Here is a 22,729-nt window from a genome sequence, read left to right as displayed (position 1 = left end):
GCATTTGGTTTTTTATACGATAATATTGAGTTCACTCGGCGGTGGCGGAAGCGTCATAGATTCTCCTGTGCCTTGCGATTTACTGCCCATTTCGATGGATGAACTTACCCATTGGAAAAATGTCGTCAAAGTGGAAGCGTCTGTCGTATCCAATTTTACCACATTACTTGTTAATTCCTGAAGAAAACTTACTTCTGCTTTAGGTCCTGCTGCACAACCTACAATCACACCAAAATCCAAAGACTTAATTTTGGGCATCATTTCTCTGTACTTCTGCAGATCAGAAGGTTTACCATCTGTAAAAACAAATAGTAATGGTTTCCAATCGCCTTTCCTGTCAGAAGATCCCTTAATCAAATCTTTATTGACGAGGTCATAAATCATTTCCAAAGCCTGACCTGTATGCGTAGGCCCACTGTCCGGACATTTGATCTCGACAGGATGAAAACTTGCCAAGTCAACTAACGGAATCAGATTATTAACTTCCCGATCGAACGTAACCACATTAATATGCAGAGAATCCATTGCCTGAGGATCAGAGCGCAGCATACTTATCAGGCCATTAAAGCCATTGTTAAGCGCAGCAATCGGTTCGCCTCGCATCGATCCAGATGTGTCTAGTAAAAAATAAGCTAACAGTCTTCTGTTCATAACTATGATACGATTACCAGTTCAGATGGTGGTGGTGGCAGCTGATCCAATCCCACGAAATCAATTCCTGTTTCTTCTACTTTGGTTGATGTGGTAGAAATGGATGCGGTTACCCATTGGAAAAATTTGGAAATACTTTCGGAATCTGCATTGTCCAATCTCACAACAGAACTCGTTATTTGTTTTAAAATACTGTCATCTGCACCAGAACCAGCAGCACAACCTACGATCAAACCTTTGTTGACGTTCTTAAGTTTATTAAAACCAGCTTGCCAATCATCCGTCGGTACACCATCTGTCATTAGAAAAGTCAGAGGTTTCCAATCTCCTTTTTGCTCGGTGGTCGTTTTTGTGATCTCGATTTCCATTTTGTCTGCCAATAATCCCAATGCAGCACCTAATGAAGTTGTGCTTTGCGCTTTGATATCCACCATTTGGAATGATGCAAGATCGGTAAGCGGAACAATTTGTTTAGCTTCACTATCGAATGTAATGATGCTGACATAAGCCGTTTCAATCGCTTGAGGATTTTGACGCAAAGAATGAAGCATCATCTGAACGCCATTTTTTACAGCTTCAATCGGTTCGCCAGACATTGAGCCCGATGTGTCCAACAATAAGTAAACGGGTAATCTTCTCATATAAAATTTGGTTATTTGTAATTTTGTGTAATCCTCTGAATGGTCTGAACAAAAATTTTATCATCCGAAGGATCTCCAATGGCATCAAATTTCCAGTCGCCATTTCTACGGTAAAGTTTACCCAAGATCAAAGCGCCTTTTCCTCTGTAGCTAGAATCCGTTACGATATCATAAGTCGAATGGACGCTGTTCACACGGGTTGGCGTTCCTTCATACATTCTGATTTTTGCAAAAGGGATTTGGGCAAAGTCAAAATTCTGACCTTGATTCAAATAGATATTAAGGAAGAAAAAAATCTTATCCACATCTGGACTTACACGTCCAAGATCTACGGAAATAATCTCGTTATCCAAACCATCATCACCTCCTACATCGCCTTGTCTGTCATCTCCGCTATGTTTAAAACCTCCATCTTTTGAGGATAATTTACCCAAAGGAAAATTGTTCTGAGAAAGCCAGCCGTTGTACTCCGGCGAATAAATCCAATCCACTAAATCACCATTCTGATTCAGCATTACACAACTGAGGTCTAAATCGACATCTTCCACTACTTTTTTGGTTCCGAATCCTAAAAATCCAGCTTTGGTAGTTTCTATCGCACCCCAGTTGACACCGACGCAAAAATTGGTCAAAGCCTCTCCTGAACTTTTTCTAAGGTCAATTTTTTGTCCTTTTTGTAAATTGATTGACATAGTTATTAGTTTTTATTTAGACATTGATTTTGATAAAATTATAAATAATTCTGTCTCACAGTTTCTACAGTGTCCTGTAATTTTTTATCTCTCGTAGGTTCTCCGATTGCATTAAATTTCCACTCTCCATTTTTCTTGTAGAAAACGCCCATTACCATTGCCACGTGACCTCCAAAATTATCGCCTTTTGCAATATTGTAAGTCGCAAAAACCTCATTCACTCGGCTTGGTGTTCCTTCGTAAATTCTGATGGATGCAAACGGAATTGTCCCGAAGTCCTGACCTTTGTAACTATTTAAAACAAATGCAACAGACTGAACATTAGAACTTAATTTAGAAAAATCTAAAGTAATGATTTCATTGTCCAAACCATCATCGCCGGACAAATCGCCCGTAAGGTCGTCTCCACTGTGTTTTACAGCTCCATCTTTCGATTTCAATTGTCCGAAATAAACAACATCCAACGAGTTTTTTGCGTCATCAAACAAAAGACAGCTTGCATCCAAATCTACTGCTTCTTTTGTAACGCTTCCCAGCCAGCTTTTCTTTTCGATTGCGCCCCAGTTAACGCCTACACAAACGTTTTGTAATGTGCTCCCGTTTTCTTTTACAAGACTTATTCTTTGTCCTTTTTGTAAGTTAATTGCCATTTTTATTGTATTTTATTATTTAAGTTTAAATTCAGCATCGAGTTGAGAATATTCAGTTCCTCGTCGATGCTTATGACTTGGTTCAGGACTTCCTGACTGTCCAATGTTTCTTTATATTTTTCCAAAAGTGTGATAACCTCTTCAGGAAGTTCGGTTTTCATATCTTCCGCTTTTGTTTTGAGTTCTTCGTTTCTGTTTCTCAAATCGCTCACGATAGAACGTTTGGAAGAAGTATTCGGAGAACGGTCCAGCAACAGAGCAATATCTTCTGCCAAAATATAAAACTCGTTGGTCTGCAGATTCCAGATAAAATCTTCATTCGTATCTACAATCCGGAATAATTCAAAAATCTGATTGCTAATGATATAACCACAGATAAATCTGATTTTGAAGTTATTAGAATTCAGTTTCCCCAATAATTTTCGCTCGATATCAACATTATCATATTCATAATATCTGACATCGGGCAAACTCAGCAAACAGTCTATTTTCGCTTCTTTTCTGTAATAATCCTGAGCATAGAAATTAGAAAGATTCCTAACCTTTTTGTAATCTATCGGCGTTCTGATATCCGTCAAATTCTCATAAATAGACCTTAAAAAATCCGAAACCAAAGCATTCTGATATTTCCGTTCAGTATTGAAATCACGGCCATTTTTTTCCTGCGAAATGAATGATGCGATGTAATCTTCGTTCGCATCAATCTCTTTATAAGCCGTAAGAATCCCAGCTTCCTTTTGTTTTTTGATTTTATCCAGAAGAACTATCAGACTATCAGTATATTGGATATGAAACAATTCCAACTTATTGATATCCAAACCTGCAATGGATTTGGACTCAAAATAAGACTGAATCACTTCGGTTTTTATGATAATATTGATAAGGTCTTCCTTCTGAAAAAACTTACTTAGAAGCTTTAGTTTTTGTATTCTTTTTTTACTGTTCTTTAAAATAGTTTGCTCTGGACTCAATTTTTAATTTAAGAATTTTGAATTTGCTTTTTTAGAGTGTCTTCAAGATTTTTCAACTCAACATCCAGCTGTTGTCTGGATTGTGCACCCTGCTGTTGGATTTGTTTTACCTCGTTCAAAGTACTAATCAATGTGCTGGTCGTATCACGAAGCGTATCTATGGAAACAATAGTTTGCTCGTTCGCACGGGTAACATCTATTGTATTCTGTTGTAATCTTTGTGCATTTTTTCTCAGAATCTCCTCCGTTGTAGATGACACTTTTTTCTGAATATCAATATTCTGCTGTTGACGGTGCATTGCAACGGCCAAAGTCAATTGGTTTTTCCAAACCGGAAGCGTGGTCGTTAAAATCGTCTGCGCTTTTTCAGCAATAGAAACGTTGTTATTCTGAATCAATCTGATTTGAGGCAACGATTGCAAAATAATGAAACGAACGACTTTCAAATCAGCCAATCTTCTGTCCAATCTTGCGATGAAATCTCGCTTGTCAGAAATCTGATAATCCTGATATTGTGCCGCATTGATTTCCATCAAAGCCAATTCCTCACTGGATTTTTGCATTCTGAGACTTCCCGCAATGATGTAATCTTCAATCTTTTTTACAGACTCGATATTACTTGTGAAAATCGTTTGCAAAACGGCATTATCTTTTGTAGAATTGATGATTCCTGCATTTACTTTATTCGAAATGTCAGAAATATTATTGACGATTTTGTCATATTTCACAAACAAAGTTTCTACAGATGAAACCATTTTGCTCAAAAACGGAATCTTCTTCAGGAATTTTTTCACAGAACTTCCCTCGATTTCATCAACATCTACATAGTTGAGCTCAACCAATAATTTATTGATTAATTCTCCAACTTCTCCAGAATTTGATTTTCTAACATTATTGAGGAAAGAATCACTCTGGTTAGCCAAAGAATTCTGTAATTCCGACCCGAAATTGATAATCGAATTCGGGTTTTGCTCGTCTAATGAGCCAGAAAGACTGTCGTATTTCTGAACATCCGTTGACGGAAGCTGCGCCAAATCTACATTGCCATTTTTATCAATGACAGCGTTTGTTACTTGAGGTAAATCCATTTCCATTATTGATATAAACTTAAGTATTTAGCCAAACCTTCTCTTTGTCCGTTTCCAACCGCTTCGAATTTCCATTCGCCGTTTCTCTCGTAAACTCTACCAAATTCCACAGCAGTTTCTATTGAGAAATCTTCGTCCAATTCGTATTTCAAAATCTCTTCATTGGTATCAGTATTGAAAACTCTGATGAAAGAATTTCTTACTTGTCCAAAGTTTTGACTTCTGGAATCCGCTTCGTGAATGGTTACAACCACGATGATTTCCTTAACTCTTGGGTCGATTCCTGTCAAGTCAATTTTGATTTGTTCATCGTCACCATCGCCGTCTCCAGTTAGGTTGTCACCTGTGTGTGTCACGGATTTGTCCGGCGTTTGTAAGTTATTGTAAAAAACAAAAAACTCGTCCGAAACTATTTTTTTATTCTCGCCCAACACAAAAACCGAAGCATCCAAATCGAAAGCACCTCCGGTAGATGAATTGTTAGCATCCCAACCTAATCCTATAGTGAATTTTGGAGCGTTAATGTTTTGTCTTTGTCCTTTTTGTAAGTTAATTGCCATTGTATTTTATCTTTTAATTTATTAATATTTTGTTTGTATTCTTCTACCAAATGGTAGTTGTTGCTAATTGCGAGGCTCAGGATTTCGTTTCTTTTAGCTTCTGAGATATTATTATAAATATTCTCAAAATCCGAATCCTGCATTAGCAAAATGTATTTTGTAATTCTCGTATTGAAGTGAAAATCCTTTCCATTAATGACTTCAATCAAATCTTCAGTCGTTTTAACTTTGAAATAATTGTAATGATTTTCGATTTTCGGATGGATGTCTTTGTTCATTAATTCCGCAAAATAGACAAAGATGAATTCGCCATTGACATCGTAATGTTTCAGGATTTTATCCACTGTATTTTCGTGGCTTCCTGTAATTTTGATATCATCCAAAAACAAACAGAATTTCCCATCAACAAAGCTTTTATCGATATAATAAGTATCATTGGAAATGAGATTAATTCTTTCCTCATAACTCATATTGCCGTAATCTTCTACATAAGTCTGTTTTCTGTGGATTTTACCTTCCAGACAAGCAGGTTTCCCGTTCTCGAAAAGGAAAAAATTAAGTTGTTCTTTGAAGTAAGTACAAAGAAAATTAGAAGCTGTCGGGATAGAATGATAAGGACTTGGGAAAAGAATAATCTCTTCCTGCTCCAATAATTCATCTTTGAATTCTGAAATAAAACCTTCGAACAATTCCTTCGCAAACTGCTTTGCTACAGCCGTATCTCCAAACTTAAATTTACTGTAACTTCCCTCATCAAAAGGGCTTTTAAGTTCACTTTCAATTTTATGTAAACTAAATCTTTTTTTCATAACTTTTTTAAAATTTCACCAATTTTGAGTTGACCCCAAATGTTTTTGCGCCTTCATAATCAGCGGTTTTGTTGTCGCCGATATGTAAAATTTCTTTCTTTTCGAGAGTTCTGAAAGTATTGATTTCATCAAACATTATTTCAAAAACCCGAAGATTTGGTTTCGAAGCTTTCACTTCATCAGAAAAAATCATAAAAGAAAAATAATCCGCTAAACCAAGATGTTCCAAAACTTTCCTCAATGAGTCGCCGTGTATAAAGGCTGTGTTACTCAAGATGCTTGCCGTTTTGTTTTTCTCTTTGATTTTGATTAATATTTCCTCAATACTTTCCCATAAAAGGACAGGCTTATTATTTAAAAACAATTCATCCACTTGCTGGAAAAATTGTTTTAATTGATTGTCATCAACGGTCTCAATATCCTTTCCCAAAGCATCCAGCATCAAAAGAAACACTTCTTCTCTCTCAATGTGATTGCCTGTTTTTTCTGATATTCTATTGAATAAAACATCGTATTTCCTTATCACTTTCCTGACCTCATCAATGTCCTTATCAATGGAAAAAAAATCTCTGAATAAAGTATCTCTTTTCGCTTTGAAATCTGGATTTGATTTGATCATTGTCAACCAAAGGTCAAAAGAAAAATGCTCGTAAGAATCTATATCTATCTCCACAAACAATTTACTTAGAACCAGCTGCCCATTGCATTCCCCAATTGTACATCTTATCACAATCGCTATGTGAATTATGGAAAGTCACCAGTTTCTTCACCTGCATACTAGTTGGCGAAAATAGAATCTCCGCAATAGCACAGAATTTTTTGGTGTCGTTCTGTTTACCCATTTCAACTTCGATATCCGGATTCCCAGAAACCTTGATGGTTACAACGCCATTCGTTTCTGCCCATCTTGCAACGCCATCATAAATGAAACAATAGATGACCATTCTTTTGATGCTATTATTTGGGTTCACGATGATGTTCTCTCCAGAACCTGCTGCTGCACCTCTATCATCGCCCGTATGCCACACCCAAGGCGCATCTGTATATCTGCCTTGTCGGGTGAGTCTGTCTCTAGATCCACCGTTTCCTTTGGCAAATTGAACGCCGTCGATTACATTTTTCTGTCCATCTTCCAGCTCGTAGAAACAACCAAGATCAAGATCGATTGCGTTATTACCACCTAATAGACTTGCGAAAAAACCCTTTTTAGTTTCGCCTTGTGACCAGTTTAGATTGATGACGATTTCTTTGTTGTTGTCTTTTTTTGTAAGATCAATGGAGTGTGTGTCACCTTGTTTTTCAATGGTAACTTTTTGTAGGTTGATAGCCATAATGTGTTTATTTTATGATGGATCCGTTGTAATATTTTTCTAAGAAAAAGCCTAAATCTGCCTTATATCCAATACCTGAAGCTTCGAATTTCCAAGCACCATTTCTTTTGTAAAGTCTTCCGAACTCAACACCTGTTTCTATTGAAAAGTCCTCGTCTAATTCGTACTTTGCAATCTCTTCATTATTAGAATTATCTACAATTCTGATGTAAGAATTACGCACCTGTCCAAAGTTTTGTTTTCTTCTTTCAAAATCCTCAATGGTAACTACAAAAAGAATCTCTTCTACTCTGGAATCAACTTTTTCAAGATCAATTATAATCGCTTCATCATCGTCGCCATCACTGTTTCCACCGGTTGGATCATCGCCTGTGTGAGTAAGTGCATCATCCGGAGACTTCAAATTATTATAGAAAATAAAATAATCTTCACCAACCAGTTTTCTATTGGAATCGATCATAATTGCTGATGCATCCAAATCGAAATCGTGACCTGTGCCCTCATTAGGATCCCAGCCTAATCCGATCGTCATTTTGGTTAACCCGATGTCAATTTTTTGTCCTTTCTGTAAATTAATTGCCATAAATATGTTTTAATGTTTTATTAGTTTTGGTAAAAGGTAAATATAGAACTTTCCCTCCAATGAAAATTATCGGAAAGTTTAAAAAAATCATAAATTTTCAGTTAATTTTATAAAATTCAAGGACTTTTTCAGTAATTCTATGAGATAAATCATTCATTCTAAAATTGATATCATACAGTCTCTTATCGAACGAGCATCGAACAAAGGATATATAAGCATTAATATTATGTTAAATGCAAAATTGTGTTGCCACCAAACCTCACTTCCATTCGATAATATTAAAAGTATGATAATTGTCTTGGCAAATCATAAATGAGACTCTGGAATTAAACTTAACTTTACAGAAGCAAAATGTAGATTATGGATGATTTTCTAGCCGCCAGATCTCAAATGGCAATGTCCTTGGGCTTTCACATCATATTTTCCTGTGTCGGGATGGTAATGCCTTTTCTAATGGCTTTTTCACATTACAAATATTTAACAACCAAAGACGAAGTCTATAAAGGACTGACCAAGGCCTGGAGCAAAGGTGTAGCAATTCTTTTTGCAACCGGAGCTGTTTCCGGAACGATGTTGTCTTTTGAGTTGGGGTTGTTGTGGCCCAAATTTATGGAACACGCCGGTCCGATTTTCGGAATGCCTTTTTCTCTGGAAGGAACAGCTTTTTTCATTGAGGCAATTGCGATTGGTTTTTTTCTCTATGGATGGGAAAAATTCAATAAATGGTTCCATTGGTTTTGCGGCGTTGTTGTTGGTGTAAGCGGATTGGCTTCGGGGATTTTGGTTGTTGCAGCTAATGCGTGGATGAACAGTCCCGCAGGTTTTGATTATATAGATGGAAAATATCTTAACATAGATCCTATAAAAGCAATGTTCAATGAGGCTTGGTTTCCACAGGCTTTTCATATGACTGTTGCTGCTTTTGCTGCTACCGGATTTGCAGTTGCCGGGATTCACGCTTTGATGGTTTTGAAAAAACAAAATGTCAACTTTCATACAAAAGCCTTTAGAATTTCTGCTGGATTTGCTATTATCGGGGCTTTGCTTGCTCCTATTAGTGGTGATGTTGCAGCCAAATCTGTAGCTGAGCGGCAACCTATAAAACTGGCGGCGATGGAAGCGCATTTCGAAACTGAAAAAGGTGCAAGCTTTGTGATTGGTGGAATTCCGGATGAGGAAAATGAACAAATCAAATATGCTATAAAAGTTCCGAAAGTTCTAAGTTTTCTGGCTTGGGGCGATTTTGATGCGGAAGTGAAAGGACTGAAAGATTTTCCAAAAGACCACTGGCCACCAGTTGCAGTTGTTCATTATGCTTTTCAGATTATGATATTTTTCGGAAGTGTGATGATGTTGATTGGCTTTATTTACCTCATTGCAACATTTTGGAAGAAAGAATGGCTGACAAAAAGCTGGTACTTGAAAATGTTCGTTGCAGCAATTCCTTTTGGTTATATCGCTCTGGAAGCAGGTTGGACAGTGACTGAAGTCGGCAGACAGCCTTGGATTATTTACGGTATTATGAAAACGATTGACGCAGTAACACCGATGCCGGGAATCCAATATTCGTTTTATTTCTTCACATTGATTTTCATATCATTATCACTGATTATCATCTTCTTGTTATTAAGACAACTCAAGATGGTTCCAAAATTATACGACCCTACTGACCCTAATTATAATCCTAAAAACAAGAAATAATGATTTACGTAGTTATTGCATTTCTCTGGGTTTCAATTTGTTTGTATGTGATTACGGGTGGCGCAGATTTCGGAGCAGGGATTATCGAACTATTTTCCAAAAAATCTTATCGTAACCAAACGAAAAAGATAATGTCCAAATCCATCGCACCAATTTGGGAAGCGAATCATATGTGGCTGATTATTGCTGTCGTGATTTTATTTGTTGGATTTCCTACGATTTACACAACAGTTTCGACTTATCTTCATATTCCTCTGGTTCTGATGCTCATTGGGATTATTGCAAGAGGAACGGCTTTTACATTCAGAAATTATGATGCTGTAGAAGATAACTGGCAAAAAATTTACACACAAATTTTCTATTACTCCAGTCTGTTGACGCCATTTTTTTTAGGAATTATTGCAGCGGCAACTATTTCTGGCTCAATTGATACTGAAGCAAAAGATTTTCTGAGTCTTTACATTTTCAGTTGGCTGAATCCTTTCGGGGTTTGTGTGGGATTTTTCACCGTTTCACTTTGTGCTTATCTGGCTTCATTGTTTTCTCTTCACGAAGCGAGATTCAGTGATGCGCTGCCAATTATGAAAAAAAAGGCAAGAGAAACAGCTATTTATGTTGTAGTGACGGGAGTTTTAGTTTTCGTAAGTGCTCATTATTCTGATATTCCATTATTGAAATGGATTTTCTCAAAAGCTTTGGGAATTATCGCCATCACATTGGCAACAATCAGTTTATTGTTTACCAACGAGGCCATTAAAAAAGGTCATTTTTTGTTGGTTAGGATTTATGGCGGATTTCAGATTATAATGATTCTGGTTGCTGCTACTTATCAACACAATCCTAATATTATTCTTTTTGCCAACGGCGGTCATCTTTCTTTGTTTGATGAAAGTGCGGCGCCGAAAACTATTGAAGCTCTTGGCTGGGCTCTTCTTCTGGGAAGTATTTTCATTCTGCCATTTTTGTTTTATCTGTTGATGTCTTTTGGCAATCAAAGCAGAAAAGATCCAGAATAATAAAATAATATAACGGTCGTTTTTTAGATAGTGGTTTTATTTTTGATATGGAAAACCATTTTAAATTCAATCGATAAATTATGAAAAAATTGCTATTGACCATCGGTTTGTTGGCTGGCGTTTTGTCTTCTGCACAGGCTTGGAAAGGTGCCGGCGACCAAAAGGCACAAGCCGGAATCAATGTTTGGGGATTTGGAACCGGACCTACTGCAAGTTATGATTATGGACTTTCTAACCTCATCTCTGTTGGTGGTGGTGCGAACGTTTATTTTAATGAAGACGAAGACAATCCTTTTGTTTTTGGACGTATCGGATTCCACTTGCAGGAAGCCTTGGCTTTACCTTCAGAAATTGATATTTATCCTGGTTTAAATGTCGGTGTAGCCGGCAGAAACTTCGGTTTGGGCGTTTATCTTGGTGCAAGATATTTTTTCACAGAAAACTGGGGTGCTTTTATAGAAGCCGGAAACAATGGAAGTTTCGGTGTTTCTTATTCTTTCTAAACTCAATCACAACTTAATAAAAAAGCATTCCGGATATTCTGGAATGCTTTTTTGTTTTTACTAAGTGGGCAATTTTACTTCCCTATTTCTCGCTCTATTTTCAAAACCATTTCTTTCGCATTGTGATTGGCAGGATCAAGTTCCAATGATTTCTGATAATCCTTTTTTGACAACGCATATTCTTTTTTATTAAAATAAGCTTCACCACGACTGTCATATACATTACCCGATTTTGGAAACTCATTCACATTCAGATCAAAAATCTTAAGTGCTGTGTCTAATTGATTATCTCTCAAAAATTCATATCCTAATTCATTGAGTTCATTTTCATTGGAAAAATTGTAGTCGTTCGGCTTCGTTCTTTTTAATTCTTTGTACAACGCAATTCCTTTGTCAACATTTTTTAAACATTCTTTTCTAATCGTTAAGGCAATGGATTCTTTTTGAGGTTCAATTGGGTAATTTTTCCATTGGTTCAAACTGGCAATACTTAAAAGGATTTCATCGATTAATTTAAAATTATTACCGTTAGTCATTACAACCAGACCGTTTCCGTCTTCAACACTTCCAATATAATAGCAAACAAAACCTTCGTTTCCACCACTGTGCGCAAAATATTTTGTGTCTTTGAAATCATTCAGAAATACACCATAATTGTTCTCAACTCTCTTTACAGACATTTCTTTTGATAAGACTTTATTTGATTTCCCTAATAATGACAATTGTGTTTCAATGATATATTTTGCCAGATCATTTGGGTTGGTCCATAAACCAGCCGCTGCTTTTTCAGGATAGATGTGATATTTGCCCTTTACTTCTTTTCCGTTGTTATAAGCCGTTGCAAGTAATTTTTCTTTATCCTGAGAAGGTGGTTGATTGTAAGAACTTTCGTTCATTCCTAATGGAGTTAAAACATTTTTCCACATATAATCTTCATACTTTTCTCCTGTAGTATTTTCAAGAATTAATTGTGAAATTGTCGTTCCGCCGCCTGAATACTGAAACTTTGTACCAGGCTCAAATACAGACCTAACCGCAGGGGAATTGGCTGGTTTTTGTCCATCGAGAATTTGTATTATGGTAGGTAATTCTTTTCCTTTTTGATACCCTCCGAAACCGTGAACAGACAAACCTGCTTTATGACTCAACAGATTTGCAATAGAAATTTTTTTCCCTTTTGAAACAGAATCATATGGAAATTTCCAGCTTTTTAAATAATTATTGATATCATCGTCCAAACCTAATTTTCCCTGTTCCACCAATTTTAGCTGGCCAAGACTATTAATAGACTTGCTAATAGACGCAGCCTGAAACAGTGTTTGCGGGGTTGCTTTTCTATTTTCAGCAACGTCTGCATAACCATAAGCTTTTGACCATTCTACCTTATAATCTTTGATGACCGCAATGCTTACCGCATTCATATTGTAGAAAGCCATTCTTTCTTTTAGAGTCCATTTTTTTGTTTTCGTTTTATCCCAACTTAGCAGGTTGTCTTCGAATGATTTTATTTTATCCTTTACATTCTGCGCAAAAACATTCAATGATAAAGAAAGCAGCAGGATTAGATTTAGTTTTTTCATATATAAATAATTGATTTCTAATTAATAAGACAACTCAGAAAAATGTTTATTACATTCGGGTAGGTATTACTTACCCATTTCCTTCCCGATTTTTTCTATCATTTTTTCCGCATTACCGTTGGTTCCACCAAGACTGATTGCTTTGTAATAGCTATCTAATGCTAAATCGTATTGCTTATTTGTAAAATAGGCTTCTCCTAAACTATCGAATAGATTGGCTTCTTTAGGAAACTCTTTTGTAGCCAATTTAAATATTTCTATTGACTCATTATTTTTACCGCCTCTTAATAATTCATATCCTAATTTATTAAGTTCACCTGGGTTTTCAAAGCTATATTCATTTTTAGAATTTTTCTTGAGTAAATAGTATATCTCTATCGCTGTATTTATGTCGTAGAGCGATTCCTTTCTTATCGCTTGATAAACAGATTTTTTAGGGATTTCATAATCTTTTCCTAACATTAAATTGTGAATAGTATACCCTAAATCCCAAACTCTATTTAGATTATTGGACACTAGAATTATTGTAATATTATTTTTAAAATCGTTTAAAAAGATGGATTCAAATTTATACGATACACCATTGTGTCTTTGTAGTTCTTCTTTTTCAAAGTATCTTCCAAGTGAACCACCTTCATCTTTTGCGTATGGATTATTCAAAAGTGTTTGAAAGGATTCTTTGGATATTAAACGATTAGAGTTCATCGCTTCAATCCATTTATATAAATCATTGATATCTACCCAAAGCCATCCACTAATGAAATTCATTTCTGGACATCGGACATTGTCCATATCATAACAAGATGTTCGGTTTTTATAACCAAATTTTGGGTCAAATGCCGAATTGGTCATTTTCAATGGTTTAACAATATTTTTAATGACAAATTCTTGAAATGATACTCCAGTTATCTTCTCAATGATTCTTCTTTGCAAAAATACATTGCCGTTATCGTATTTGTAACTTGTTCCAGGTTCAAACAATAAATTATCACTGCTTCTCAAAATCTTCCACGCATCTGCATCACTTACCGGATTTAGCCCCGACTCTATTTTAGGAATTCCGCTGGCGTAATTTATCAAATGTCGAATGGTGACTTTTTCTGACCATTTAGGCAAGCCTAAATTAAATTTTGAAATCGGGTCATCAAGATTAAGAAGACCACGCTCAACTAAAATCATTATTGCGACAGCATTGAACTCCTTTGCAATAGAACCAATGTTAAATATTGATTTATCAGTTAGAGCTGTTTGTCTCGTTTCATCAGTAAAACCAAATGATTTTTGATAGATGATTTTATTATTTTTAGAAATAAGGACATTACCATTGAACAAACCTCTTTCGTAAGATTTTGCCATTAAGGAATCAATTTGATTGATTTCTGATTTTTGTTCAGTCGAATTTTGATGTACCTTTTTTGTTTCTTTTGGACTATTTAATTCTTGGGCAGAAAGCGTATTTGTAAATAAAACAGTTAGTAATAATAAGAAAAATCGTTTTTTCATTTTAATTAATTTTTTGGAGACAGGATTTGATTGATTTTTGAAAGCATTTCTTTGGCATTATCGTTATTGGGATTCAATTCCAACGTTTTCTGATAATCCTTTTTGGAAGCGTTGTAATCTTTTTTAATGAAATAAATTTCGCCCCGCGTATCATAAATGTTAGATGATTTTGGAAATTCTGAAACCGCATAATCAATGATTTTCAAAGCATCATCAGGTTTTCCTTCGCCTAAAAATTTGTACGCCAATCTATTGAGTTCATTTTCAAAACCATTGAAATTGTAAGAATCGAATTTGTTTTTCTTTAAGTCTTTCAAATACTCAATTCCTATTTCTACAGACTCCGATTTCATTTTTTTATAAACTTCAAAGATGATTAATGGTTTCGGTACATCAACTTTTGCATTATATAAAATCCCGAAAACATCATCAATAATAGCTTCTAATTGTCCGCCTCTTTTACCAGCTCTGGTATTATCAAGCAAAATCACATAAATTTTATCCTCTGGAATTCTAGCAATATTGCAGGAAAAACCGTTGATTCCGCCACTGTGCGCCATTGTTGTAATCTCTTTTCCCGAACTTAGAAAATTCTGATGTTTTTGAACAACCAAACCGTAAGCGTAATTGCCTAAATTTGGCGTGAAATATATTTTTTTGTTCTCCTCATTTAACAAAATATTCGTGTACAAAGCATCATCCCATTTTCGCATATCATTTGCCGTGCTATACATTCCACCGGCAGAAAATACAGCAGTTTTGATATTAATGTAATCTGTTTTTTGATAGCCATCGTAATCAAAATCATAACCTTGGGCATAATTTGAAATGATTTCTTTCGGATTTTCAATGCCAGTATTTTTCATTCCTATGACATCAAATATTTTTTCCTTCAGAACTTCTTCGTAAGGTTTTTTGGTAATTTCTTCGATAATTAATCCCAGCAAATAATATCCGGTGTTACAATAATTCTGTTTAGTTCCAGACTCAAATCCCAGATTATCTTTGAAATATTTAACTGCAAAATCTTTTCCCGACAAATTTTCGAAAACCATTTTTGTTTTAAAATCAGGAAAGTCGGTGTAATTCGGTAAGCCGGAAGTATGTGTTAATAATTGATGAATGGTAATTTTGCTTCCAACCGTTTTGCTAAACCAAGGCAGATAATCGCTGATTTTATCATCAAGTTTGATTTTTCCTTCTTGTTTTAACCGCATAATCAGCATTGCTGTAAATTGTTTCGTTACGGAACCAATTCTGAATTTGGTGTCAGAAGTTGCATCAATATTCCAGCTCTTATCTGCTTTTCCATAATTTTTCTGCAATACAATTTCGCCGTTTTGAACAACCAACGCACTTCCATTAAAAAGATTGTAATCGTGATATTTATTAATTATCAAATCAATTTTCTTTGCTTTTTCTTTATTTGAATTGGATACGTTTTTTTGCGCAAAAATATTTAGTGATGAAAGCACCAAAAATGCAAACAGAAAATTTTTCATAATCGATTTTGATTTTATAATTTGATGCAAAGATGCGCCAGAATGCTTGAATACACGACCGATTAAAAAAAGTCGAACTCATTTTTCAATAAATTCGATGCTTAAAATGAATTTTTCCGAAATTCCGTAGGCGTTTTTCCGGTGTGTTTTTTAAAAGAAGTGCTGAATGAAGATTTAGAATTGAAACCAACCTGATAGAGAATTTCCAGAATTGTCAGGTCTTTTTGTGAAGAATCTTTCAATATTTCTTTCGCTTTTTCGATTCGATATTCATTAATGAAATCAAAAAAATGTTTGTTCATATACAGATTAATCAAAGCCGATAAATCTTTAACCGGCATTTTCACCTGCTCTGCCAAATCCTGAATCGTCAACGATGAATCCAGATAAGGCTCGTTTTTAATCATAAAATCTTTTAAAGATTCTATTTGTCTATTTTTTTCGTCATCAACTATAGGAGAAGACTTTTGTTTCGGGATAATTTCTTCAATAACTTTTAACTGTGAATTTACACCTCGAAAAAATTCCGGATTGTTTAGTGCAATAAATAAATACCAACAAGTACAAATTAAAAATGCAAACCCATCAAGTGTTACAACCCATACCCGAATTTCGCCTGAACCAAAGATAAAAGTGACCAACCATCTTACAAGAACTATGAAATGCAAAAAGTAGTAGAGAATTGTTATTTTATGTAGGGCATTGAGTACAGAAATATTTGGATTCGTATAATTTTGAAGATAAACCGTTTTAGATTTTCTAATCACCAAAAATGACGCGATGAAATAAACTTGAAACATAAATTCAAAAAGAAACTGAAAAAACTGCATCAAAGGCATATCATTCATGCCGTTAATAAACTGTATTTTAGAAGGTCTGTCTACAAAATAAATTCCCCACATCAGATACAAATTGTACGCAACGAATGGAATTGCATGCAATACATGTTTCTTTTTTAAACGGAAATTAGAATAGCAGACGGATAATGCATAAAGGTAAAACAATGCCGGAACCAAATACACAAAACTCCACCGAAATGCCTCGAGATTGATATAATTAACCGGAAATTCTCGCATCAAAAATTTTAATGCATCTATGGCATTTCCGATAAGAAAAAAAGCGAAAAGTCGGTTTCCTAATTTATGTTTCGTTTTCACAGTCAGCAAAAACAAGGCAAGAAATAGAATGACGAAAATTCCAATGCAAGCAGTGATTTCTAAAAAGCTGAACTTATCCATATTCGTTTTGACGATGCTTGACTTTAAATTTTTATTAGAAGCGCAAACTTAGAGATATTAATCAAACATAGCATCTGGAATCCAGATGCTTTTTGTTGTATTAGTTTATTCTTTCAGCTTAATATTTTTATTCTGTGGCGGAAGCGGAACATAACCATCATCATTTATGACTTTTGGAAACTCGTGGTTCTGCCATCTTGTTTTGGCATCTTCTATAATTTCTCTGGAAGTTCCAACGAAATTCCAGTAGATATATCTTGGTTCCGGAAAAGGCTCGCCGCCAAAGATGTAAACCGTGGAATTTGGTTTCAAAACAAAATGACAAAGCTTGGAATCTTTCGCAATCAAAATATGTTTTGGGTTATAAAGGTTGCCTTCGCTTTCGATGTTTCCTTCCAGAATGTAAAGTGATGATTCTCCAAAAAGGTAATCACCAAGAATGATTTCTCTGTCTTCCTGAAGTGTATTCTTCACTTCCAAAAAGTAAAGAGGCGAATAAGCCGGAACAGGAGATTTTCTTCCAAGGATTTCGCCTGCGATTAATTTATAATTAATGCCATTATCTATCCAACTTGGGATATCTTCTTTGTTGATATGGAAAAACTCTGGCTCCATAGTTTCCAATTCTTTTGGAAGTGCGACCCAAATCTGTAATCCGTGAAGATGTTTGTCGGTGGTTCTAAGATATTCTGGCGTTCTTTCGGAATGAGCGACGCCTTTTCCTGCAGTCATCCAGTTCACAGCACCTTCTTTGATTTCGATTTCTGTGCCGATGGAATCTCTGTGCATTATACTTCCTTCAAACAAAAAAGTAAGTGTGGAAAGTCCAATGTGCGGATGCGGCGGAACATCCATATTTTCATAATCCTTGAGCGCAGCCGGTCCCATATGATCGATAAACACAAATGGTCCAATGCTTCTCTTCTGAGAAAACGGCAACAATCTGCCAACCAAAAAATTGCCGATATCAGCTGCTCTTTCCTCGATTATCATCTCGATATTTGACATAATTTCAATTTTAAATAGGATTAAAATTACTGATTTCCATTGAATCCTAAACATATTATTTGAAGTCGAATCGCACGCAGCCCGACTTGAACGGAGCTCATTTTTTTGTGGCTGGAAAGCAATGGCAAAAAATAGCGGGAGTGGAAGGCGGAAATAGCTGCCCAAATCATCAATACTATTAAATGCTATTTTGGCAGAGAAAAGGTTGATTTTTACATTGGTATAGTTTCTGACTAAATGATTACCTTTGACAACTATAATTTTAAAATGTATTAATGGAATTAGCATTAAAGATATTTCAGTTTATCCTGAGCATTTCTATCCTTGTAACTTTACACGAAATCGGGCACTTTCTGCCAGCGAAATGGTTTAAAACCAAAGTAGACAAATTCTTTTTATTTTTTGACCCGTATTTTTCCATCTTCGCGATGAAGAAAATCAATGGAAAATGGCAATATAAATTCTTTTCAAAAAATCAGCCTACTGAAGAAGAGGTTGAAATCAATGGCAAAAAAATAACACAACCGATCGATGTTTCCAAATTACCGGACAGCGATTGGAGAAAGCAAGAAGGTGTAAAATATGGCATCGGATGGTTGCCAATGGGTGGTTATGTGAAAATTGCCGGAATGGTGGACGAAAGTATGGACACTGCACAGCTTTCTAAACCTGCTGAACCTTGGGAGTTCCGTGCAAAACCGGCCTGGCAGAGACTCATTATTATGTTGGGTGGTGTAACGGTTAATTTCTTTTTAGCCTGGTTGATCTACTCTTGCCTGTCTTACTTCACAGGAGAAACTTATCACGATAATTCGAAATTCGAGAATGGAATTGCGGTTTCTGACGCTGGTAAAAAAATGGGATTGCAAACAGGAGATAAAATCTTGAAAATAGACGGAAAACCAGCAGAAAGAATGGAAACCTCAACCGTTAATATGCTTTTTGCTGATAACGTAACTGTTCTAAGAGGTGGAAAAGAAGTGACTTTCCCAATCAATGAGGATGGTGTTGCTGAAGTTCTACACGCTAACGAGGCAAAACTTTATTTTATGAATCGTTTCCCTGCTGTGGTCGATACTTTAACTCCAAATATGCCTGCAATAAAAGCTGGGTTGAAAAAAGGAGACAAAATTGTTGGCGTAAACGGACAGAAAACAGAATTCTATGACCAAGTTACCGATGCTTTAAAGGCAAATAAAGGAGGAGAAATCAGTTTAGATATTATTAGAAATGATCAACCTATTACAATCAAAGCTAAGGCAAATCAGGAAGGAAAATTAGGATTTGGTCCTAACTTCCAATTGGCTCAAAGTTATCTGAACAAAAGCGAGACCACGAAAAATTATTCTTTCTTACAAGCAATTCCAAGAGGATTCACCAGAACTATTGATGTGTTGGCAATGCAGATTAAGCAGTTTAAAATTATTTTCAATACCAAAACGCAAGGTTATAAAAAGGTTGGAGGTCCTATCGCCATCGTGAATAATATGCACGTTGAAAAAAGCAAGGATGGAAACTTTTCTATCGATTGGGAGTTTTTCTGGGGCTTTACAGCGATGTTCTCTGTTTGGTTGGCATTCCTTAATTTAATTCCAATTCCAGGATTAGACGGTGGTCACGTCTTGTTTACATTATGGGAAATCATCACAAGAAAACCAGTTCCGCAGAAAATTTTGGAAAATGCGCAAATGGTAGGTGTAATTTTCTTATTAGGCCTTATGGCGTTAATATTTGGAAATGACATAGTTAAGGTCGTAGCGCAATTTTTCAGTCAAAAAAATTAAAAAAAGTTCTCCAAAAATTTTTGGAAGTATAAAAAAAGTTTCTATATTTGCACACGCTTAAAGCAAATGGAAACATTCCTCTTTAGCTCAGTTGGTTAGAGCATCTGACTGTTAATCAGAGGGTCGCTGGTTCGAGCCCAGCAAGAGGAGCAAAACCACTAGATTAGTCTAGTGGTTTTTTGTTTTTATATACCTTTTCTTTCTTTAAAATTCTAATATTTATTCTATCACTTTAGATTTCGGTTGCTTGATCCAAACAAAAAGAGCACAGAATAAAATAAACACAACGATTAAAAGCCCCGAATTGATCAATACTTGATTTAATCCGAATTTTGATACATCTACAAACGGATAAGGATAAAAACCTGAATAATGTCCACGAATGAGAATGTAAAACAAATACAACAAAGGAAATATCAGCCACTTCGGAATTTGGTTATAATTAAGTTTATTATCCTCATAGAAAAACCAATAAATAATCGCCAATGCTGGAATGATAGTATGTAATAGTTCATCAACAATCATTTGAAGTCCAGTCGGGCTCCAGGTGTGTCTCAAAAGAATCTGATAAACTAAGCCAACAATAGTGATGTAAACAGTAATAGGCGTCAAAATTCTGATTGTCTCCTTTTTGAACGCCTGAACAGAAAATGAAATCGCTAAAATCATATTAGTCAAAATCGTAAAGTAACTGAAAAACCGAATGACAGATTCAAGCCTGGAAATGGTTCTTGTTTCCATCATCAAATAAAACTGCAGGATAATTGATATCCATCCTAAAATTGCGAGAAATAACGCCAGTTTTTGTTTCATAATTCGATTAATTTATAATGACATCACAACTATAAAGATTAAAACCGCTAATCCAACCAATATTGTCATAATCAAATGACTGAAAATTGACCTAACAATAATATTTAACGCCTTCATTGGTTTGAAAAACTGAAGATTCGTCCAAAAGTGCAATCCCAAATCAATCAAATAAACAATCAGCATCACAGTTCCAATATTGAGAGAATGTTTGATCAGGAAAATAAACGGTAAAAAGACAATCTGCACAATCAGCCTCTGCCCAGCTTTGTAAGTATTCAGAACAAGATATTCTACAAAATTGTAACCTTTGTTATGAAAGCAAATCCAGGTTCCCATTGTATATAAAGGAATAGTAGCCAAAGTTACCCAACTGAAATGCGACAAAAACCATTCATCAAGGTTCAAAGATTTTCCTGAACCAATTCCGGATTTCAAAGACTCTTCTGATGCTGAGAATAAGTTGATGTGAAGCCAATGACAAAGCAAAATATAAAACCCTGTCAATATCAGAACAAACGAAAATGGCGTGACGTAATCCACTCTTTTTCCTTCAAGATAATCTCTGATAGCGTGTCCCGGTCTTAGAAATAATTGTTTGATTGTATAAAACAAACCAGCATTGATGTGAAAAAGACTGTGCGTTAGTTGATGTCTCAGATATTGGAAATTGAGTCTTTTGGTTTCCGCAGTTTGTCCGCAGTGGTTACAGAATTTCCCTTCAAAACGATGACCACAGTTCTTACAAATTTTCATAATCGATAGTTTATTTTTTATTTTTCTCCTCAATCCACCGACTCATATATTTTGTCGAATTCAATTGATGATGTTGCAGGATTTTTCCGAGATAATTTTCTGTCCGATGATTTTCCAGATGATTCTCAATTTTAGAAATTTTTTTCCAAAACTGATTGGCGTATAATTTTTTATCAAAAACTTCATTCAAAATCACAAAAGCATTTTCATTAGCCTGATTCCAAAAAGATTCATTTTTATATAACTCAATTGCTTTTTCTACAAAGTCCTCATCAGAATCCTCGATAAAACCATTCCAAGGCAAATCTTTGTGCATTGCTTCTGCACCAATTGATGACGTTACATTGGGCAATCCAAACCGCATACTTTCCAAAAGTTTTCCTTTCAATCCTGCACCAAAAGGAATGGGAGCTAGTAAAACTCTGTATTGATTAAAAAGTGATTCAACATCGTCTGCTCTTCCTTTTACCAAAAATCCTTCTTTCTCATTGTGCAACTGGAAAACTTTTTCCGTAGCATAAGCACCATAAATATGAAGTTCTGCTTCCGGAAGTTGTTTTCGGATTGATTTCCAAAAAGATTTCAGTTTCAAAACAGTTTGCCAATTAGGTTCGTGGAGGAAATTACCGATGCTTACAAAATGTTGCCTTTTTTGAAAAGAAGTCTTATTTTTCTCAATCTTTTCAGTTAAAAACGGAATATAAAACAGAATATTCGGATTGATTTTAAATTTCTCCGTCAACAACTGAAACTCAAATTCCGAAATAATCAAAGACAAATCACAACGCAAAATCGAAGCTATTTCTCTCTTGAAAATATCATTAACCAAATCTTCATTATTAACTTCCCTTTTCTCAACAAAAGCTTTTCGCCTTGCTTCTCTAAGGAAATGTAAATCTTCTGTGTCAATAATTTTCAAAGCTTTTGGACAATTTTCAGAAACCCGCCAGCCAAATTGCTCTTCTGTTACATAACGGTCAAAAAGCACAATATCAGGATTGAGTTTTTTTATTTTTTCATTAAAACTTTCGTTGTTGATTTCAATTTTTTCGATTTCAATTTTTTCTGAGAATTCGATATTGTTGGAAGCTGTCAAAAAAGTGATTTTGTGATTCGCTTCCGAGAACAATTGGATGAGCTGCATCATTCTGTGACCTGCAGCTGTAGAAGCAGGCTCCGGAATGACGAGACCAATAATGACAAGATGTTTCACAATAACAAAAATAGAGATTCTTAATTGAATATTTTGGGCAGCTATTTCCGTCTTCCACTCCCAATCTTTTTTGCAGACGATTTCCATTTCACGAGAATGTTTGTAAACGCAAAAAAGGATTTCCGTTCAAGCCGGGCTG

23 protein-coding genes and 1 tRNA gene are annotated in these 22,729 nt (G+C 35.4%); 5 read left to right on the top strand and 19 right to left on the bottom strand.

Annotated features, from left to right (window positions below):
• Positions 1-12: 12 nt before the first annotated feature.
• The 11 genes from BUR19_RS13540 to BUR19_RS13490 are packed head-to-tail and all read right to left on the bottom strand — an operon-like array spanning position 13 to position 7,976.
• A complete protein-coding gene (locus BUR19_RS13540; protein ID WP_074235984.1) occupies positions 13-651 on the bottom strand; it encodes a vWA domain-containing protein in 639 nt (212 codons plus the stop codon).
• A gap of 2 nt (positions 652-653) precedes the next feature.
• Complete coding sequence (locus BUR19_RS13535; protein WP_074235983.1) at positions 654-1,292, bottom strand: vWA domain-containing protein; 639 nt, start codon at positions 1,290-1,292, stop codon at positions 654-656.
• Between the two features lie 11 nt (positions 1,293-1,303).
• A complete protein-coding gene (locus tag BUR19_RS13530; RefSeq protein WP_074235982.1) occupies positions 1,304-1,984 on the bottom strand; it encodes a TerD family protein in 681 nt (226 codons plus the stop codon).
• A gap of 38 nt (positions 1,985-2,022) precedes the next feature.
• Complete coding sequence (locus tag BUR19_RS13525; protein WP_074235981.1) at positions 2,023-2,634, bottom strand: TerD family protein; 612 nt, start codon at positions 2,632-2,634, stop codon at positions 2,023-2,025.
• A 2-nt stretch (positions 2,635-2,636) separates the two neighbouring features.
• Positions 2,637-3,605 carry a hypothetical protein gene (locus BUR19_RS13520; protein WP_074235980.1) on the bottom strand — a complete coding sequence of 323 codons (969 nt, stop codon included), beginning with the start codon at positions 3,603-3,605 and terminating at the stop codon, positions 2,637-2,639.
• Between the two features lie 8 nt (positions 3,606-3,613).
• Complete coding sequence (locus BUR19_RS13515) at positions 3,614-4,693, bottom strand: toxic anion resistance protein (RefSeq protein WP_379955728.1); 1,080 nt, start codon at positions 4,691-4,693, stop codon at positions 3,614-3,616.
• 5 nt (positions 4,694-4,698) lie between these two features.
• Positions 4,699-5,253 (bottom strand): TerD family protein, encoded by a 555-nt coding sequence (locus BUR19_RS13510; protein WP_074235978.1) that lies wholly within the window; start codon positions 5,251-5,253, stop codon positions 4,699-4,701.
• Positions 5,193-6,062 (bottom strand): phosphoribosyltransferase family protein, encoded by an 870-nt coding sequence (locus tag BUR19_RS13505; protein WP_074235977.1) that lies wholly within the window; start codon positions 6,060-6,062, stop codon positions 5,193-5,195. Before BUR19_RS13505 ends, BUR19_RS13510 begins: the two co-directional genes overlap by 61 nt.
• A gap of 7 nt (positions 6,063-6,069) precedes the next feature.
• Positions 6,070-6,735 (bottom strand): HAD family hydrolase, encoded by a 666-nt coding sequence (locus BUR19_RS13500; RefSeq protein ID WP_074236495.1) that lies wholly within the window; start codon positions 6,733-6,735, stop codon positions 6,070-6,072.
• A 7-nt stretch (positions 6,736-6,742) separates the two neighbouring features.
• Complete coding sequence (locus BUR19_RS13495; protein ID WP_074235976.1) at positions 6,743-7,393, bottom strand: stress protein; 651 nt, start codon at positions 7,391-7,393, stop codon at positions 6,743-6,745.
• Positions 7,394-7,400: 7 nt separating this feature from the next.
• Positions 7,401-7,976: a TerD family protein gene (locus tag BUR19_RS13490; RefSeq protein ID WP_074235975.1), complete on the bottom strand. Its 576-nt coding sequence runs from the start codon at positions 7,974-7,976 to the stop codon at positions 7,401-7,403.
• Positions 7,977-8,336: 360 nt separating this feature from the next.
• On the opposite strand from BUR19_RS13490, the gene BUR19_RS13485 reads away from it, so the two are divergent.
• The 3 genes from BUR19_RS13485 to BUR19_RS13475 all read left to right on the top strand — a co-directional run bounded on the left by BUR19_RS13485 (position 8,337) and on the right by BUR19_RS13475 (position 11,196).
• On the top strand, positions 8,337-9,677 hold the full coding sequence (locus tag BUR19_RS13485; protein ID WP_074235974.1) for a cytochrome ubiquinol oxidase subunit I: 1,341 nt from the start codon (positions 8,337-8,339) through the stop codon (positions 9,675-9,677).
• Complete coding sequence (locus BUR19_RS13480; protein WP_074235973.1) at positions 9,677-10,693, top strand: cytochrome d ubiquinol oxidase subunit II; 1,017 nt, start codon at positions 9,677-9,679, stop codon at positions 10,691-10,693. The genes BUR19_RS13485 and BUR19_RS13480 overlap by 1 nt, the downstream gene beginning before the upstream one ends.
• Before the next feature lie 80 nt (positions 10,694-10,773).
• Positions 10,774-11,196: a DUF6646 family protein gene (locus BUR19_RS13475; RefSeq protein WP_074235972.1), complete on the top strand. Its 423-nt coding sequence runs from the start codon at positions 10,774-10,776 to the stop codon at positions 11,194-11,196.
• A 74-nt stretch (positions 11,197-11,270) separates the two neighbouring features.
• Here the strand turns inward: BUR19_RS13475 and BUR19_RS13470 are convergent, their stop codons facing one another.
• From BUR19_RS13470 to BUR19_RS13450, 5 genes are all read right to left on the bottom strand, one after another.
• Positions 11,271-12,776, bottom strand: a complete 1,506-nt coding sequence (locus BUR19_RS13470) for a serine hydrolase domain-containing protein (protein ID WP_074235971.1) — start codon at positions 12,774-12,776, stop codon at positions 11,271-11,273.
• A gap of 66 nt (positions 12,777-12,842) precedes the next feature.
• Positions 12,843-14,279, bottom strand: coding sequence for a serine hydrolase domain-containing protein (locus BUR19_RS13465; protein WP_074235970.1), 1,437 nt, complete (start codon positions 14,277-14,279; stop codon positions 12,843-12,845).
• Positions 14,280-14,284: 5 nt separating this feature from the next.
• Positions 14,285-15,781, bottom strand: coding sequence for a serine hydrolase domain-containing protein (locus BUR19_RS13460; protein WP_074235969.1), 1,497 nt, complete (start codon positions 15,779-15,781; stop codon positions 14,285-14,287).
• Between the two features lie 101 nt (positions 15,782-15,882).
• Complete coding sequence (locus BUR19_RS13455; protein ID WP_074235968.1) at positions 15,883-17,019, bottom strand: helix-turn-helix domain-containing protein; 1,137 nt, start codon at positions 17,017-17,019, stop codon at positions 15,883-15,885.
• Between the two features lie 105 nt (positions 17,020-17,124).
• A complete protein-coding gene (locus BUR19_RS13450) occupies positions 17,125-18,027 on the bottom strand; it encodes a pirin family protein (RefSeq protein WP_074236494.1) in 903 nt (300 codons plus the stop codon).
• 275 nt (positions 18,028-18,302) lie between these two features.
• Here BUR19_RS13450 and rseP point away from each other — a divergent pair, with 275 nt between their 5' ends.
• Positions 18,303-19,811: an RIP metalloprotease RseP gene (gene rseP / locus BUR19_RS13445; RefSeq protein WP_074235967.1), complete on the top strand. Its 1,509-nt coding sequence runs from the start codon at positions 18,303-18,305 to the stop codon at positions 19,809-19,811.
• A gap of 76 nt (positions 19,812-19,887) precedes the next feature.
• Positions 19,888-19,961 (top strand) — tRNA-Asn (locus BUR19_RS13440).
• Between the two features lie 69 nt (positions 19,962-20,030).
• Here the strand turns inward: BUR19_RS13440 and BUR19_RS13435 are convergent.
• Genes BUR19_RS13435 through BUR19_RS13425 form a run of 3 tightly spaced genes read right to left on the bottom strand, consistent with a single transcriptional unit; the run spans position 20,031 to position 22,677 of the window.
• Positions 20,031-20,624, bottom strand: coding sequence for a Pr6Pr family membrane protein (locus tag BUR19_RS13435; RefSeq protein ID WP_074235966.1), 594 nt, complete (start codon positions 20,622-20,624; stop codon positions 20,031-20,033).
• A gap of 12 nt (positions 20,625-20,636) precedes the next feature.
• Positions 20,637-21,377 carry a DUF3667 domain-containing protein gene (locus BUR19_RS13430; protein WP_074235965.1) on the bottom strand — a complete coding sequence of 247 codons (741 nt, stop codon included), beginning with the start codon at positions 21,375-21,377 and terminating at the stop codon, positions 20,637-20,639.
• A 10-nt stretch (positions 21,378-21,387) separates the two neighbouring features.
• Positions 21,388-22,677: a glycosyltransferase gene (locus BUR19_RS13425; protein ID WP_317041452.1), complete on the bottom strand. Its 1,290-nt coding sequence runs from the start codon at positions 22,675-22,677 to the stop codon at positions 21,388-21,390.
• Positions 22,678-22,729: the final 52 nt, after the last annotated feature.

This window comes from Epilithonimonas zeae, from assembly GCF_900141765.1.
In the GTDB taxonomy this organism is placed as follows: domain Bacteria; phylum Bacteroidota; class Bacteroidia; order Flavobacteriales; family Weeksellaceae; genus Epilithonimonas; species Epilithonimonas zeae.
Note: the sequence above shows the minus strand (reverse complement) of the source record. Positions and strands in the feature narration are given on the sequence as shown.